This is a genomic window from Campylobacter sp. BCW_6464 (genome assembly GCF_001762775.1).
Classification (GTDB): Bacteria; Campylobacterota; Campylobacteria; order Campylobacterales; family Campylobacteraceae; genus Campylobacter_D; species Campylobacter_D jejuni.
Genome location: NZ_MJXM01000048.1, coordinates 72,971 through 88,635 on the forward strand (window position 1 = coordinate 72,971; position 15,665 = coordinate 88,635).

Annotated in this window: 20 protein-coding genes and 1 pseudogene; 11 read left to right on the forward strand and 10 right to left on the reverse strand. The window is 28.2% G+C overall.

The window, feature by feature from the left end:
* Window positions 1-9: 9 nt before the first annotated feature.
* The 3 genes from AJ885_RS06495 to AJ885_RS06505 all read right to left on the reverse strand — a co-directional run bounded on the left by AJ885_RS06495 (window position 10) and on the right by AJ885_RS06505 (window position 3,075).
* Entirely contained in the window at window positions 10-1,191 is a 1,182-nt protein-coding gene (locus tag AJ885_RS06495; protein ID WP_002861029.1) for a NifS family cysteine desulfurase, read from the reverse strand.
* Between the two features lie 177 nt (window positions 1,192-1,368).
* A complete protein-coding gene (locus AJ885_RS06500) occupies window positions 1,369-1,770 on the reverse strand; it encodes a hemerythrin domain-containing protein (RefSeq protein ID WP_002861030.1) in 402 nt (133 codons plus the stop codon).
* 138 nt (window positions 1,771-1,908) lie between these two features.
* Entirely contained in the window at window positions 1,909-3,075 is a 1,167-nt protein-coding gene (locus AJ885_RS06505; RefSeq protein WP_002880899.1) for a hypothetical protein, read from the reverse strand.
* Between the two features lie 157 nt (window positions 3,076-3,232).
* On the opposite strand from AJ885_RS06505, the gene rpmI reads away from it, so the two are divergent.
* Together rpmI and rplT are read left to right on the forward strand one after the other, a co-directional pair.
* On the forward strand, window positions 3,233-3,424 hold the full coding sequence (gene rpmI / locus AJ885_RS06510) for a 50S ribosomal protein L35 (RefSeq protein ID WP_002777995.1): 192 nt from the start codon (window positions 3,233-3,235) through the stop codon (window positions 3,422-3,424).
* Window positions 3,425-3,518: 94 nt separating this feature from the next.
* Window positions 3,519-3,872 (forward strand): 50S ribosomal protein L20, encoded by a 354-nt coding sequence (gene rplT, locus AJ885_RS06515; protein ID WP_002880898.1) that lies wholly within the window; start codon window positions 3,519-3,521, stop codon window positions 3,870-3,872.
* 51 nt (window positions 3,873-3,923) lie between these two features.
* Here rplT and AJ885_RS06520 read toward each other — a convergent pair whose 3' ends face one another.
* Window positions 3,924-5,441, reverse strand: a complete 1,518-nt coding sequence (locus tag AJ885_RS06520; protein WP_079860256.1) for a methyl-accepting chemotaxis protein — start codon at window positions 5,439-5,441, stop codon at window positions 3,924-3,926.
* Window positions 5,442-5,497: 56 nt separating this feature from the next.
* Complete coding sequence (locus AJ885_RS10980; protein WP_079860257.1) at window positions 5,498-5,899, reverse strand: hypothetical protein; 402 nt, start codon at window positions 5,897-5,899, stop codon at window positions 5,498-5,500.
* A gap of 184 nt (window positions 5,900-6,083) precedes the next feature.
* Between AJ885_RS10980 and cheP the strand changes: the two genes are divergently transcribed.
* Both cheP and cheQ read left to right on the forward strand, forming a co-directional pair.
* Window positions 6,084-6,947 (forward strand): cheVAW transcriptional regulator CheP, encoded by an 864-nt coding sequence (gene cheP / locus AJ885_RS06530; RefSeq protein ID WP_002880896.1) that lies wholly within the window; start codon window positions 6,084-6,086, stop codon window positions 6,945-6,947.
* A gap of 27 nt (window positions 6,948-6,974) precedes the next feature.
* Complete coding sequence (gene cheQ / locus AJ885_RS06535; protein ID WP_079264411.1) at window positions 6,975-7,454, forward strand: cheVAW transcriptional regulator CheQ; 480 nt, start codon at window positions 6,975-6,977, stop codon at window positions 7,452-7,454.
* A gap of 61 nt (window positions 7,455-7,515) precedes the next feature.
* Here cheQ and AJ885_RS06540 read toward each other — a convergent pair whose 3' ends face one another.
* Entirely contained in the window at window positions 7,516-7,671 is a 156-nt protein-coding gene (locus tag AJ885_RS06540) for a highly acidic protein (RefSeq protein WP_002851965.1), read from the reverse strand.
* A gap of 92 nt (window positions 7,672-7,763) precedes the next feature.
* Here AJ885_RS06540 and moaC point away from each other — a divergent pair, with 92 nt between their 5' ends.
* From moaC to AJ885_RS06555, 3 genes are read left to right on the forward strand one after another with little or no spacing between them, the layout of a single operon-like run.
* Window positions 7,764-8,237 (forward strand): cyclic pyranopterin monophosphate synthase MoaC, encoded by a 474-nt coding sequence (gene moaC, locus AJ885_RS06545; protein WP_070210160.1) that lies wholly within the window; start codon window positions 7,764-7,766, stop codon window positions 8,235-8,237.
* Window positions 8,215-8,478, forward strand: coding sequence for a DUF493 family protein (locus AJ885_RS06550; protein ID WP_070280900.1), 264 nt, complete (start codon window positions 8,215-8,217; stop codon window positions 8,476-8,478). Before moaC ends, AJ885_RS06550 begins: the two co-directional genes overlap by 23 nt.
* On the forward strand, window positions 8,468-9,628 hold the full coding sequence (locus AJ885_RS06555) for a hypothetical protein (RefSeq protein ID WP_079860258.1): 1,161 nt from the start codon (window positions 8,468-8,470) through the stop codon (window positions 9,626-9,628). The genes AJ885_RS06550 and AJ885_RS06555 overlap by 11 nt, the downstream gene beginning before the upstream one ends.
* A gap of 19 nt (window positions 9,629-9,647) precedes the next feature.
* Here AJ885_RS06555 and AJ885_RS06560 read toward each other — a convergent pair whose 3' ends face one another.
* Window positions 9,648-10,406 (reverse strand): exodeoxyribonuclease III, encoded by a 759-nt coding sequence (locus tag AJ885_RS06560; protein WP_002869154.1) that lies wholly within the window; start codon window positions 10,404-10,406, stop codon window positions 9,648-9,650.
* Between the two features lie 117 nt (window positions 10,407-10,523).
* Between AJ885_RS06560 and eptC the strand changes: the two genes are divergently transcribed.
* From eptC to pyrC, 4 genes are read left to right on the forward strand one after another with little or no spacing between them, the layout of a single operon-like run.
* Window positions 10,524-12,059 (forward strand): lipid A/FlgG phosphoethanolamine transferase EptC, encoded by a 1,536-nt coding sequence (gene eptC, locus AJ885_RS06565; RefSeq protein WP_070210157.1) that lies wholly within the window; start codon window positions 10,524-10,526, stop codon window positions 12,057-12,059.
* On the forward strand, window positions 12,056-12,412 hold the full coding sequence (locus AJ885_RS06570) for a diacylglycerol kinase (protein ID WP_070210156.1): 357 nt from the start codon (window positions 12,056-12,058) through the stop codon (window positions 12,410-12,412). The genes eptC and AJ885_RS06570 overlap by 4 nt, the downstream gene beginning before the upstream one ends.
* A complete protein-coding gene (locus tag AJ885_RS06575; RefSeq protein WP_002861043.1) occupies window positions 12,409-12,654 on the forward strand; it encodes a replication/maintenance protein RepL in 246 nt (81 codons plus the stop codon). Before AJ885_RS06570 ends, AJ885_RS06575 begins: the two co-directional genes overlap by 4 nt.
* Window positions 12,644-13,651 (forward strand): dihydroorotase, encoded by a 1,008-nt coding sequence (gene pyrC / locus AJ885_RS06580; RefSeq protein ID WP_070280902.1) that lies wholly within the window; start codon window positions 12,644-12,646, stop codon window positions 13,649-13,651. Before AJ885_RS06575 ends, pyrC begins: the two co-directional genes overlap by 11 nt.
* A 30-nt stretch (window positions 13,652-13,681) precedes the next feature.
* Here pyrC and AJ885_RS06585 read toward each other — a convergent pair.
* The 3 genes and pseudogenes from AJ885_RS06585 to AJ885_RS06595 all read right to left on the reverse strand — a co-directional run.
* Window positions 13,682-13,896: pseudogene (locus AJ885_RS06585) on the reverse strand (hypothetical protein).
* Window positions 13,897-13,951: 55 nt separating this feature from the next.
* Window positions 13,952-14,671: a class I SAM-dependent methyltransferase gene (locus AJ885_RS06590; RefSeq protein WP_070210153.1), complete on the reverse strand. Its 720-nt coding sequence runs from the start codon at window positions 14,669-14,671 to the stop codon at window positions 13,952-13,954.
* Between the two features lie 79 nt (window positions 14,672-14,750).
* A partial coding sequence (locus AJ885_RS06595) for a methyl-accepting chemotaxis protein (RefSeq protein ID WP_002934477.1) occupies window positions 14,751-15,665 on the reverse strand: 915 nt, incomplete at its 5' end.

Genomic DNA, 15,665 nt, shown 5'->3' on the forward strand with positions numbered 1-15,665 from the left:
TTTCCATCCTTATTTGTAATTATTTGGATTATAAGCATAAGTACAAGAAATTGCTCTTAATCTCTGTGTTGCATTTTTAATTTGTTTTGCTGCATAATCAATTTCTTCTTCAGTGTTAAAACGTGACAAAGAAAGTCTTAAAGCTGTATGCGCTAAATCATGCTCCGCACCGATAGCTTCCATAATAGGATTGCTTTCTAAAGCTTCACTTGCACAGGCTGAGCCCGTACTTGCAGCTATACCATTTTTATTTAAATCCCAAAGCATTGCTTCGCCTTCAACACCTTTAATACTTGCTAAGATTGTATTAGGCACACGGTGTTCCCTTTTTCCAACCACTGTTGTATCAGGCAAGGCTAAAATTTGATCTTCTAGTTTATCTCTTAAACGGCGTATATGAGAATCTTCAAAATCAAGCATAGTATTTGCAATACGCAAAGCCTCGCCCATAGCTACTATATAAGGCACATTTAAAGTTCCACTTCTACGGCCACCCATGTGTTCTCCACCGTGTAAAAGTGGAGTAAGTTTAAGTCCTTTTTTTATAAAAAGTCCACCCACACCCTTTGGTCCATGAAATTTATGTGCCGAAAATGAAGCAAAATCAACTCCTACTTGAGTTAAATTAACCTTTATTTTACCTACTGCTTGAGTAGCATCTGTATGAAAAAGAGCACCAAATTCATGCGCAAGTTCTGCCATCGCTTTAATATCAAAAATCATACCTGTTTCATTATTTGCCCACATAACACTTACAAGTGCTGTTTTATCGCTAATCACTTTACGCAAATTTTCTACAGTAGAAACCCCTTCTTCATTTACAGGAAGTTCTATGACTTTTACTCCAAGACTTTTTAAAAAATAAGCAGCAGCAGTAACAGCAGGGTGTTCTACACTAGAAATAATCACTTCATTGCGTTCTTTATCTAAAATATGATCAAAATACACACCCTTAAGCACCCAGTTAATGCTTTCTGTCGCACAGGAGGTTACAACTATGTCATCTAGGTCATTTGCTCCAAGTCCTGCATAAAGTTTATCCAAAGCTTCTCTTAAGGCAGGATGTGTTGCGCTACCATATTGATGAAGGCTATTTGGATTTCCATACATATCCTTTAAAAAAGGTAGCATCAACTCATAAGCATTAGGATCAAGCATTGTCGTTGCGTTGTTATCTAAATATACTTTCACTTTAAAATCCTTAATTTATCCTTAATTTTAATTAGGATATTTTTTATCTTTATTTGAAAACGGATAATAACAAAAATTTATAAAAATTAGGTTAAAAATTATAACAAAAATAAAATACTAAAGTAAAATTTTAAAGTGAAATATTTTGTGAATTTTATATAGCAAAAATGAGAAATACTATTTCTTAAATTTTTCTTCGTAATACTTTACTATCTTTGAATCTTCTTTGGCTGTATGTTTAAAGATAAAATCTTGAACAACGAGATTTAATTTTTCGGTCATTATATTTACAAATTTAGCTTCACTGATGATAATTTCTTCAATTTCTAAGATAATTTTTCTATGAATTCTTGTATGATGGTTGATATAAGGATATTCTATTTCTCTCATAAAGGCTTCTTCATCTGAAAAATGTCTATTGATCATTATCAATAACTCTCTTAAGACAATTTTTAATTCTTTTGTTTCAACATGACGTTGGCTCATTAAAGAGAGTTTTTTAGAAATTTCAAAAAGTTCTTTATGTTGATGATCTAAAAGATCATTATTCATTGAAATAATTTTTTCATTATAAATCATGGTTTTGAGTGCTTTTATATTTATATTTTTTCGGGAGCGAATTATAATGTTATAATACTTAAAATTTTATTAATTACTCATATAAAAATTATTATTATTGAAATATTTATAATTTATATATTTTTTGTAAAAATTATTTTAAACCATCACAGACATATAAGAGTTTAGAATTTTATTTATATTTGCTTGTTTTTGGCGACGATCTAGAAAATTTTCTATAGAATTAGAGCGTAGTTGATTTACCTCTTCTAATCTTTGCGTGTCTTGACTTTGGTTTTGATATTGTTTTTTAAAAGCATCAAAATCATTGCGAGTTTGATTGATATAAATTTGAAATATTGAGCTTGAATTTGCAAATTCTCTTAAATCCATATCTTTTTGGTAGTTAATATATTGTTGAAAAAATACAGATAGTTTGTCTTGAGTACTTGTTTTTTTATCTATGCCATTAACATAAAGATAAAGATCAAAACTCATCTTTTTTTCATTTTCTTTTTTAATGTAATCTTCTATATCCATTTCGCCTTTAAGAATTTTTTGTAAATTTTGATGAGAGCTCAGTTCTAGAGTGACAGGTTTCATAAAAAAGTTAAATTCTTTTTCATTTTGGGTTTTTATATCATGGTAGATAAAATTCATTAAAAGACCAGATTTTGATACTTCTGCATTTTTAGTTAAATAAGGTTTTAAAATTTCATTAGAAGAAGTATTTTCTATGGCTTTATTAAAATGAAAATTAGTTATTTTATTATCTAACATTAAAGTATTTAAATTTGTGATATTGCTTAATGCTAAATCAATTTCTTCTTGATTGTTATAAATTCTTGAAATTTGGCCTAAAAATTTTCCATTGTCTGTTGAAAAACCTGATGATAGTTTTGAAATAAAATCGCGACTTAAATAAGCATTATCATCTTGTAAAAATTCTGAATTTATAGATTTTAATGAACTATAATAGCTATTTAAAAGATAAGGTAGATCAATTTTATTATAATTTAAAATTTCATCTTGTTTTGCGAGTTCTTTTGCTATGCTTCTAACGCTTTTAATGTTGATGTCATAAGATTCTGGTATATTGGCAATTTTATTTAAATCTTTATCAAAAAAACCTTCTTCATTGATTCTAAATCCAAATTCACTGGCATAAGTGGTATTATTAAAAATATAACTTAATTGTTCTAAGCTATTTTCATTTCCTTCTTGTTCTAAAGCTTTGTTATCTTTAATCAAATTTAAAGCAGAGCTATTCTGTAAAGGATTAGATAAGGTTAAATTTTGATACGGATTTGCCGAATTTATAGTCATTTTAAATCTTTCCAAAATATTGCTGATTTTTTTATAAGCAAAAGGTGTGCCAAGTTTTTTTAAAAATTAAATTCAGTCAAAAATTAGAAAAAATTTGATAGTATTCAGCTTTTCTTTTAATTTGAAAAATAAAAATTTATCTAAATAAGGAAAGCGTATGCCAAAGATGAAAAGCGTTAAAAGCGCAGTTAAACGCTTCAAAGTAGGTAAAAATAAAATCAAAAGAGGCTCAGCTTTTAGAAGTCATATTTTGACTAAAAAACCTGCAAAAAGAATGCGTGATCTTCGCACAGCTAAATATGTGCATAGCACAAATGTAAAAGCTGTTGAAAAAATGCTAGGAATTTAAGTTTTTGACTAAAAGTCATTCAAACTCCCCTTTTGAAATAAAATTTCAAGGGCAAGCTCCAAATTTGGACGCCACTTTATGAAAGGAAATAAAAATGGCAAGAGTAAAAACAGGTGTTGTTAGACGCCGTAGACATAAAAAAGTTTTAAAATTAGCGCGTGGTTTTTATAGTGGACGCCGCAAACATTTTAGAAAAGCAAAAGAACAATTAGAAAGAAGTCTAGTCTATGCTTATCGTGATAGACGCCGCAAAAAAAGAGACTTCCGTCGTCTTTGGATTGTGCGTATCAATGCTGCTTGTAGGCTTAATAATTTAAGTTATTCAAGATTTATCAATGGTCTCAAAAAAGCAGGCATTGAACTTGATAGAAAAATTCTGGCAGATTTAGCTATGAATGATGCTGCTGCTTTTGCAAAAATTGCAGAGGCTGCAAAAAAAGCACTTTAATTTTTTAGTGTAAGAATTTCAAGATTTTTGATTCTTGAAATTCTTATTTTTTTAATATTGATTTAATTTAGCTAGAACATCTTCATAACATTTGAGTTGATTTACATTTTTTTCAAAATCTTCGCTGACATTGCTTCTTTGTTCTAATTTATCTGAAATTTCTTTACCTGAATTTATAAGATTTGAAATGATTTTGGAAAATTCATTGGATTTATCCCTTATAAAATTCATTTCTTCAGTACTAGAATTGGAACTTTTTGCAATGGATTGTATGGTCTGAATAACTAATTTAATAGCTCCTTCCATTTCACCTAGACCCATTTGGGTATTTTCTGAAAGTTTTCTAACTTCATCAGCTACAACTGCAAATCCACGACCAAGTTTTCCAGCTCTAGCAGCTTCTATACCTGCATTTAAAGATAAAAGGCTAGTTTGTTCAGCAATCCCTGAAATAAGATCTAAAATACTATTTAATTGATCTATATTTTTCAAAGAAGATTGCACTTCTTTTTCTAAATTCATTTTTTCTTCGCTTTGGTAAAGGTTGTATTCTAAGTAGTTAGTGAAATTGGTAAAACTTTCACTAATAGTTGTAAGACTTCTTCTTATATTTTCAAGTTCTTCAAAAATTTCTTTAAATATACTTGTATTTTTATCAATTTCTGATGTATTTTGTTTGAGTTGATTTAAAATTATTTTATTAATCTCATTTGTCATTTCTAGTTTTTGAGCTCTTATATTAAGATAATAGTATTTAAAATCGCTGTATTTTTGTATGAAAGTTTTTAAATATCTAGGTTTGAAATCATTAAAATTTTCAACTTCATAAAAAAATATTGCCACTAAACTTTTTGCAATTCCCACTCCATAAATTTCCCCAAAACTAGAAAAACCAACTATAGGAAAATCATTAAAATGGATTTGATTTAAATGTTCTTTGTTGTGAAGTCTTCTTAAGATACAATCATTAAAAATTGCTCCTAGTGGTTTTGGTTTATTAAGAGAAAATTTTTCGTAATCTTTTTTTATGGCTTCAATAAAATTTGTTTTTTTAAGCAAGCTTAATTCTTGAGCGCTTTCTATATCACAATAACTAAATAATGTTTTATCTGGGTTGATTTCCATAGGGGAAATAAGATAGTCTTCTCCAATTTTTAAAGCAAAAGTATATTCTTGCATTTTATTTTTAAGTTCTTCAAAAGTACAGTTAAAATAATTGCATAAAGCTTCAACCGCGTTGATGGATTGAAAGGTTTTTTTATCAATAAATTCACGTACCGTCCTATCATATAAGCTTGCATCAAGTATGGTAAAGGTGATATTGCTTTGAGGATTAAAATTTTGAGACTTCATTAAATCAAAACGGTATTTAGGTTTAAATTGGACATGTATGCTTAAAGCTTGATTTTTTAATATTTCTCCATTATAAAATATAAATGTTCCGCTAAAGTCCATATTTCCACTAGATCCACCCCCTACTAAAGCACAAGGATAGGGGTTGTGTTTGTATAAAAGTTCTAAAAGAGAACTTTCGCTTTGACTTAAACCATCATAAATTAAATAATGCAAAGTATTTGTGTAGTGTGCTTCAAAAGGTATATTTATAGATAAAACTTCTTTTTCTATCAGTTTTTTCTTTCTGTATAATCTTTTATATTGCTAAAAAGCTTGATTTTATTTGTGCAAAGATTTTCTATCATATCCTCACTAAAAAGCATCAAACTTATTCCTTGGATATTTTGTTTATAGGGACTGTTTTCAATGTTTGAGTTAGAATCAAGGTTGCATAATAAATCAGTAGCACTGCTTAAGATGATATCGCATTGCTCATTTATAGAATTTTGAATCTTATTTCCTATGATCGCTAGATTAAGTTGATATGATGCAAAGCCTATGATTAATTTTGGCTTGATATTTATTTTTTTTAATTTTTCTTCAAGTTCATTTTCTTGAAGATATAGAGCTTCTAAAACTTTTTTACTTTCTTCTTTTTTTGTTGAGCTTTTATTTTTAAAATTAAAAAACATCAATTTAACTCCATTAAAACTATTTTTAATTACTAGTTAACTAAATCAAAATACCATAAATTCAGTATTTATTTGTAATTTTATTATACCTTAAGTAATAAAAAAATGCAATAAGTAAATTAAATTTTAGATATAATTGTAAATCTATGAAGAACATTGAATATTAAATAAGGATGTATTAAATATGATCGGAGATATGAACGAGCTTTTATTAAAAAGCGTCGAAGTTTTGCCACCTTTGCCTGATACTGTAAGTAAGTTAAGAAAATATGTGAGCGAGGCTAATTCAAATATAGAAACCATGAAAGTTGCTGAAATAATTTCAAGTGATCCGTTGATGACGGCTAAGCTTTTGCAATTAGCAAATTCTCCTTATTACGGTTTTACAAGAGAAATTACAACCATAAATCAAGTGATTACTTTATTAGGCGTTGGTAATATCATCAATATAGTTACGGCTGATTCCATTAAAGATAGTTTTAAAATAGATGTTTCACCATATGGTTTGGATACTCAAGTTTTTTTAAGAAATTGCAACGAAGAGGCAACTTTTATCACAAATTGGCTCAATGATGAAGATAAAAAACTTTCTCATCTTTTAGTTCCTTGTGCAATGCTTTTAAGACTTGGCATTGTTATTTTTTCAAATTTTCTTATACAAAATCACAGAGAGAAAGAATTTTTAACTTTTTTAAATGAAACTAAAATTGAAAATATTGCTTTAGCGGAGAATGAATTTTTAGGTGTAGATCATATTTCTTTCTTGGGATTTTTATTGCATCGTTGGAATTTTGATGATGTTTTGATTGAAAGTATATGTTTTGTTCGCACTCCTCACGCTGCTCGCGAAGAAGTGAAAAAATCCGCTTATGCTCTAGCAATAACAGATCATCTTTTTGCTCCACATGATGGCTCTTCTCCATTTAACGCAAAAGCTGCAGTTGCTTTACTTGAAGAGGCAAAAACTCAAGGAATTAATTTTGATTTAAATAATCTTTTATCTAAGCTTCCTAGCAAAGCTAAGGAAAATTTAAACAAAGAAGATTAAAGAGCTCTTTTAGGGCTCTAAATTGTAGTGATGAAAAGTTTAATCTTGCCTCCTAATGAATTTTTAGATCACTATATTTTAAACGCTGAATTTCATCGTTTTGCTGGAATTTCAAAAAATGCTTATAAATTTTGGAAAAATGTAGAAATAGGTAGATATCAAGGAACAAGAATTATATTTTTACATAGAAATTGCATTTTAGAAAAACATCAGCAAGCTTTAAGGCAATGTAGTGATTTAAATGGTTTTGTATTGGCAAGTGCTTTTTGTTCTTTTACTGGATTAGCCCCGTCTCATTTAGTGGAAAAAAATAATTCTTCTATTTATAAACTTTTAGAGCTTAAGGAGATTTGTGGGATTAAATTTGTTAATCTAAAAAAATTTTATGATTTTTTAGGGCTAAATTATCATCAGCATATTTATATAGAAAAATGCCATTTTTTTAGTCCAGCCCCTTTTGAAAAGCGTATTAAAATCACTGAGAGTATGTGCGTTGGGTATTATTAAGATATAAATTACAAGCCCTGTAAAGACATTGCTTGTAATTTAAAGATGAAAATTTTGTATTTTAATCCATCTCATAAAAATCATCATCATTGTTATCATCATCGTATTCATAATCATCATCATCGTAATTATAATTTTTATGGTGATTTTGTGGATATTCTTCATCTTCGTTTTCATAATCATCGTAATTTAAATCTTCTTCATCTTCATAAGCCATTGTTTTCTCCTTAAATAAAAATACAAAGTTTATTTTATCTTAAATTTGTTTGGTTTTGCTATAATTTTTATAATTTTTTAAAAGGTGAATTTATGAAATTAAGTCATTTAGATGAAAAAAATCATCCTAAAATGGTAGATGTAAGCGATAAAAATATTACTTCAAGAATAGCCACAGCTAGTGGTATGATATATATGAGTCAAGAAGCTTTTGATGTAATTAAAAACAATACCGCAAAAAAAGGTCCTGTTCTTCAAACAGCTATTATTGCGGCTATAATAGGGGCTAAAAAAACAAGTGAAATTATTCCTATGTGCCATCCTTTAATGCTTTCTAAAGTTGAAACTGATATTGTGGAATTTGTTAAAGAATGTGCATTTAAGCTTATTGTAACAGTTAAGTGTGAAGGTAAAACAGGGGTTGAAATGGAAGCTTTAAGTGGGGTTAGTATAGGACTTTTAACTATATATGATATGATCAAGGCTGTAGATAAATCAATGAGGATTACGGATATAGTGCTTGAAAGCAAAGAAGGAGGCAAAAGTGGTAAATTTGTGCGATCTTAAAAAAGAACCTCAGATCAATTATCCTACTTTTTGGGATTATAAGGTGATTTTTGAGGTGCATGTTAGGGCAAGTAAAATTTTTCAAGAAATTTTAGGTCAAAGAGAATATAAATTTGAGTATTCGAATTCAAGTGCGAGTGGAAAATATCAAAGTTATTTATTAAATGTTTATGTTGATAGCAAAAAAGATCGTTTGGATATATTTGATAGATTAAAAGCTAAAGCAAAATTTGTACTTTAAGAAAGAAGGAAAAATGAAAAATACTTTAATTATTTTTGAAAATTCTTTATCAAATCTCGGTAAAGATGAAGCAAGTGATTTACTTGAAGACTTGAGTTTTAATCTTGCATATAAGCAAATTTCACATAATCCTCATGAAACAAAAAAAGTTTTGAATTCTCTTTTGGTTGAATTTTTAACTATTTTGAAAAAACTTAATTTTTGTGACGATGAAAATGTTTCAAAGGTTATTAAGGCTCTCGTAAAAGCAAGTGTCGCAGATGCTCAAAATTCGCTTTATGAGTATATTAGTGAAGCTGAATTATTAAACAAACAGATTGAAAATCAAAAGAATTTGATTAAAAATCAAATCAGTGATAATTTTTTTGAATTCGAGAGTATTTTACAAGAATGTTCTTTTTGTAATGAATTTAGCGGTGGTTTAAATGATGCTATTTTATTTGATATAGAAATGCTTGGAATTTTAAAAGAAACTGCTGAAAGTGCTTTTTTAACCACATTAGAAAAGGCTGAAGATATAGAACTTACAAGTAGCGAAATAGCTAAAAATCTCGTATATAATGCCATTTGTGAAGCTCATTTTGAAAAAGAAAGAATTTTACAAATTTCAAGTATTATTTTAAATACCGCTTTTGAAATAGCTAATGAATCTATGGCTTATGCAAAAGATCTTTGTTTAGGTGTGATTAAAGGCACAAGAGATGGTATTGTTTTAGCAATGGAAAAATTTAAAGCTTCATTAACTTATGCAAATTTTGAAGAAGATGTTAGTTTAAAAAGCAAAGAACTAATAGGTATAGAAGATGATTTTATTGCTCTTTTAAAAAAAGAGATTCAACTGCAAAATGATCCTTGTAGGAGTATAGTTGAGAATTTGCTAGAACATGAACTTGATAATCTTTTTGCTAAATTTAGACGTCTTGCGAGTGAAAGTAGAGAACAACTAATATTAGTTTTAAATGATATTAAGAGAAATCCAAAGATTAATGATTTTAACAAACTTACTCAAAGAAAATTAAATCATTTTAAACAAGAAATTTTTGAATTAGAAAAAATTGCTAGTGAAAAATACAAAGATTTAAATTCCAAAAAAGCTAAAAAGCTCGGTGTAAGACTTTGGGAAAAAGCAAAAAAATTTGTCAAAAAATAATATCCCATTTTTTGGGATATTAAATATCTATTTCTATGCCTACAGGTGCGTGATCAGAGCCAAAAATATCATCTCTTATGAAAGCGTTTTTAAGTTTATCTTTTAAACCCTTTGAAATGAAAAAATAATCGATCCTCCAACCCACATTTCTTTCTCTTGCTTTCATTCTATAGCTCCACCACGAGTATTTTTCTTTGATTTCGCCATTAATTTCTCTAAAAGTATCTATAAAACCAAGTTTTAGCAAATCATCAATCCAAGCTCTTTCTATAGGTAAAAAACCTGAAGTATTGGCATTGGCTTTTGGATGGGTAAGATCGATTTCTTTATGAGCGGTATTAACATCACCACAAATGATAATTTCAAACCCATCTTTTAAAAGCTTATCTAAATACACTAAAAAATCTGCATAAAATTTCATCTTAAAATTTAAACGCTCTTCATCTTTTTGACCATTTGGAAAATAGATATTAAAAAGTGCGATATTTTTAAAGCGGTGTTCTAAAACCCTGCCTTCTTCATCATCAAAAAATTCACATTTTTTTACTTCGCTATCAAAATTACAAAGACTCATTACCCCAGAATATCCCGCTCTTTTGGCAGAATTAAAATACATGTGTTTAAAAGGATATTCATAAATTTTTTTAGGAAATTTATCTTCATGTGCTTTGATTTCTTGAAAACCTATAAAATCAATCTTTTCTTGTGCTATCCAATCAAGTGCATTTTTATCACAAATGGCTCTTAAGCCATTGACATTCCATGAAAGTAGTTTCATTATTTTCCTTAAAATTGTCATTAAAAGTGTAAATCATAACATAAAAAGATTTAAAACTACAATCCATTTAAAAAAATTCAATAAAATTAAAACCTTAAATTTGAAGGTGGGATTTATATGCTTAGATTAACTTGGTTTTGGTTTACTTTCTTAAATTCTTTAATGATTGCAATATTAAATTTTAATTTATTTGAGTTTGTGTATGAAAAAAACAATCAAAATTGGTTTATAACTTTTGTTTTTATTGTGGCCTATTTTGCCCTTGTTCACGTGGTTTGCTCTTTACTTTTTATAAAGTTTTTTACTAAATTTTTTTCTATATTATTTATAATATCATCTTTTTTAAGTGTTTATTTCATTAGTTTTTATGGAGTGCTTATAGACTCTGATATGATACAAAATGTTGTTCAAACAGATATCAAAGAAGTAAAAGATTTGTTAAATTTAAAATTGATCTTATTTGTTGTTTTGGCTTTGTTGTTGGCTTTTTATGTTGTTAAAGTAAAAATTGATTATGGCAGTTTTAAATCCCATATGAAAATTAAAATTATCAATATAATATCAGGTTTGATTGTGGTTAGTGTAGTTTTAATCCCTTTAAGCAAAACTTTCTTGCCTTTTTTTAGAAACTATAATGAAATAAGAATGTATAATATTCCTTTTTATCAATTTTATGCCGTATATCGCTATTATGTTCGTTTTGTAAAAGCTAAACCAGAATTTAAAACTATAGCTAATGATGCTTATAGAGAAAACAATCACACTAAAAAACTTTTAGTTTTGGTAGTGGGTGAAACCGCTAGAGCGGCAAATTACTCTTTGGGTGGATATGCTAAAAATGATACCAATTTTTATACCAAAAAAGATAATGTAGTCTTTTTTGATAATTTTTCATCATGCGGAACAGCAACAGCGGTAAGTTTACCTTGTATGTTTTCTATATCCAAGCGTAGAGATTATTCAAGTTCAGAATTTCAAGAAAATGCCATGGATATACTTTATAAAACAGGTGTAGATGCTGCATGGTTTGATAATAATTCTGGTGGTTGTAAAGGAGTTTGTGATAGATTAGCTTATAAGCAAAAACTTTCTAGTGACTTGGATGAAAATTTACTCACTCCTTTTAAAGAAAAATTAAATCATTTGAGTGATCAAAATATAATAGTTCTTCATTTGCAAGGTTCTCACGGGCCAACTTATTATAAACGCTATCCAAATGAGTTTAAAAAATTTACTCCAACTTGTGATACCAATGAACTTTCAAAATGTGATAGTAAGGCTTTAATCAATACTTATGACAATACTTTACTTTACACAGACTATCTTTTAAGTGAGATTATAAAACTATTAAAAGAGCAAAAAGATTATGAAAGTTCTTTGTTCTATCTTTCAGATCATGGTGAAAGTTTGGGCGAAAATGATATTTATCTTCATGGTATGCCTTATGCTATAGCGCCAAGTTATCAAACTCATATTCCTGCTATTTTTTGGAGTAATGATGAAAAATTAGTGAATTTAGCTAAAGAACATAAAGGTTTAAAACTTTCTCAAGATAATCTTTTTAGCACTCTTTTAGGATATTTTGATGTAAAAACAAGTGTTTATGAACCAGAATATGATTTATTAAATCCTAAACTTAAGGCAAATCCATGAAGCCTAAATATCATTTTTTAAATAACGCAAGATATGCTTTAGAAGGGATTTTTACTTTATTTAAAAATGAAATGGCGTTTAGAATTGAACTTTGCATTATTATTCCTGCGATAGTTTTTAGTTTTTTCTTAAAAGTTAGTTTTTTGGAACATTTGTTATTGGTAAGTGTTTTAATGCTTATCTTAATTATAGAAGCTTTAAATTCGGCTATTGAAGCTTGTGTTGATTTAGTTACTAATGAATGGCATGAAAAGGCAAAAATCGCTAAAGATTGTGCGAGTGCGGCAGTGTTTTTTAGCGTGCTTTTAGCTCTTTTTGTTTGGGGCTTTATTTTATATAGCATTTACTTATGAAATTTGAAAATTTAATACGAGAAATTTTAGGAAAAAAGCGTTTTGAATTGTTAAAATTTTTATGTGAAAATGCCGATGAAAATGGTTTTATTATGATTAAAATTAGTGAGCTTGAAGAAAAATTACATCAAAGCAAACCCACTATCATTGCTACTTTTAAATTTTTAGAAGAAAAAAAGCTTTTTAAGCGCCTTAAGAATGGATTTTATCAGCTAAATATAGGAGATAAAAATGATACTTAAAAATCCTTTAGATATGCATTTGCATTTAAGAGATAATCAAATGTTAGAACTTATCGCACCTTTTAGTGCAAGAGATTTTTGTGCAGCTGTGATTATGCCAAATTTAATCCCTCCGCTTTGCAATTTAGAAGATCTAAAAGCTTATAAAATGCGTATCATTAAGGCTTGTAAAGATGAAAATTTCACTCCTTTAATGACACTTTTTTTTAAAAATTATGATGAGAAATTTCTTTACAGTACTAAAGATGAAATTTTTGGCATTAAGCTTTATCCAGCAGGAATTACAACAAATTCAAATGGTGGAGTCTCAAGTTTTGATATAGAGTATTTAAAACCTACTTTAGAGGCTATGAGTGATTTAAATATTCCTTTGCTAGTGCATGGTGAAACAAATGATTTTGTAATGGACAGGGAAAGTAATTTTGCTAAAATTTATAAAAAATTAGCCAAACATTTTCCACGACTTAAGATTGTTATGGAGCATATTACCACTAAAACTTTATGTGAACTTTTAAAAGATTATGAAAATTTATATGCGACAATCACTTTACATCATTTAATCATCACTTTAGATGATGTTATCGGAGGTAAAATGAATCCTCATCTTTTTTGTAAGCCTATAGCCAAGCGTTACGAAGATAAAGAAGCCCTTTGCGAACTTGCTTTTAGTGGTTATGAAAAAGTTATGTTTGGAAGTGATAGTGCGCCTCATCCAAAAGATACTAAAGAGTGTTGCGGTTGTGCCGCAGGTGTATTTAGCGCCCCAGTGATTTTACCTGTATTAGTTGAACTTTTTGAAAAACATTCAAATGAAATAAATTTACAAAAATTTATTTCAGATAATGCTTGTAAAATCCATAATCTTAAATTTGAAAATGACAAAATTATCACTTTAGAAAAACAAGAATGGCAAGTGCCAAATGTTTATGAAAATAAATACAATCAAGTCGTGCCTTATATGGCCGGAGAAATTTTAAAATTTCAATTAAAACATTGATTTCCACCTTTAAGATGGAAAATTTAAGCTTTATTTACAAGAGTATCTCTGATATCTATAACAAGATAGATCACAAAGAAGCTTAAAAATAAAGCAATAAAACTGACTATCAGTGACAATAAACCAGCTAGAAATCCAATACTAAACATCATAAAAAGAGAATAAAGCAAAGCTACAACAAAACTTATTGCTACAATTGCATCAAGAATCAAGCGTCCAAATTTGATGATTAAATTTTTAACCATTAAAAACTCCTTTAAAATAATCGGTGAAATTGTAATAAATATAAGCTTAATGTTTTTATAAGTTATTTATAATTAAAAGTTTTATTTTAGATTCTATAGTTTCAATAATATCATTTTCAACAAAAGAACTTACAGTTTCTTTAGAAGCTGTGATTTTGTTCATACTTAAATGCCATAGAGCATTTTCTATAGCCTCTTCTTTCGTTCTTTGAACTTTGCGTGTTTCATCAAAAACAATCTTATGAAAAAATATATTTTTTTCTAGCAAATAACTTTCTAAATCTTTTTTACAAAAACCTTTGAATTCGGTATTAAAATATTTAAAAATCGGATCTAAAAAATCACTTTTTCTATAATCAGCCCAACCAAGATAAAGTTTTATTTTAGCTAGATTTAAGAAATTTACATAATCTTTTTCATTTTGTAAAGTAGGAGACATGCTTAAAAATGCAAGATCAAATTTAGCATTAGGATTGTTTTGCATCCAAGTTTCAAAGCTCAAATTTTCGCATTTTATATTGTTAAGATTTAGTTTTTTAGCATCTTCTTGTAAAATTTCAAGCATAGTATTTGCACTATCTAGGGCTAAAATTTCTTTAGCTTCTTTAGCTAAGTGTAAAGTCCAAACCCCAGTTCCACATCCTATATCTATAATGCTTTTATTTTGAAAAGAAATATTTAAATTTTGTAAATATTCAAAAGTTTGCTTTTGTATCGTATTTAAAGTGTTTTGATATCTTGTGTAAGTTTTGGCTTTTTTATCCCATAAATTCATATATTTTCCTTGATAAAATATATAAAATCATAGCATAAATTTTTAAAATTCAAACCCTTTTTTGGGCTTGAATGACTAATTAAAACCTCTTCTTCTTAACATCTTCTAAGATATTATTAGCTATATCACTTACTGTACTAGAAATAATAGCTGATTCATTAGCAATTTCAACATTATCTTTAGTAGTTTGATCAATTTGTGCTACGCTATCATTGATTTGAGTAATACCTGCAGTTTGTTCTTTAATACTTTCTGCCATATCATTGATAGATTGAACAAGTAAATTAGTATTAGCTTCTATTTCAGATAAAGACTTTTGAGTTCTCTCAGCTAGCTTTCTAACTTCATCAGCCACAACAGCAAAGCCTCTACCATGTTCTCCAGCACGTGCAGCTTCAATAGCTGCATTTAAAGCTAGAAGATTGATTTGATCTGCGATATCTCCTATAATACCTGTAACATTTTTAATCTCTTCAGATTGAGTGATAACATCACTAGTTTTAACTGAAACATTTTGCATAGAAGAAGTGATCTCTTCTAAAGCTGCTGCAGTTTCTTCTAAAGATTGAGCTTGAGAATTTGAAGAAGTGGTTAAGCTTTGAACAGCAGTTTGTAATTTTCCACTTTCATTAGCTAAAGCATTAGCAAAGTCTGAACTTTGTTTTAGCATTTTAACTATTTCATCACCTAAAGCATTAGTAGTTAATTCAACACTTCCTGAAGCATTAGAGATTTTATTTCTAAAATCTAAGCTTTTGTATTCTTCAAATATTTTATGAATAACATTCATATCAGAACCTACTCTAGCTTGTAAAACATCAAGAAGTTTATTTAGAACATTTTTAAGTTCAATAAGTTGTGGGTTTCTTGGATTAGCAGTAATTCTTGCTGTTAAATTACCACCTTCTACAACTGATACGGTTTGAACTGATTCTTTAACAGCTTGATTGTCTTGTTCTAAACCTTTTTTAGTAGCAAGGATGTTTTCGTTGAT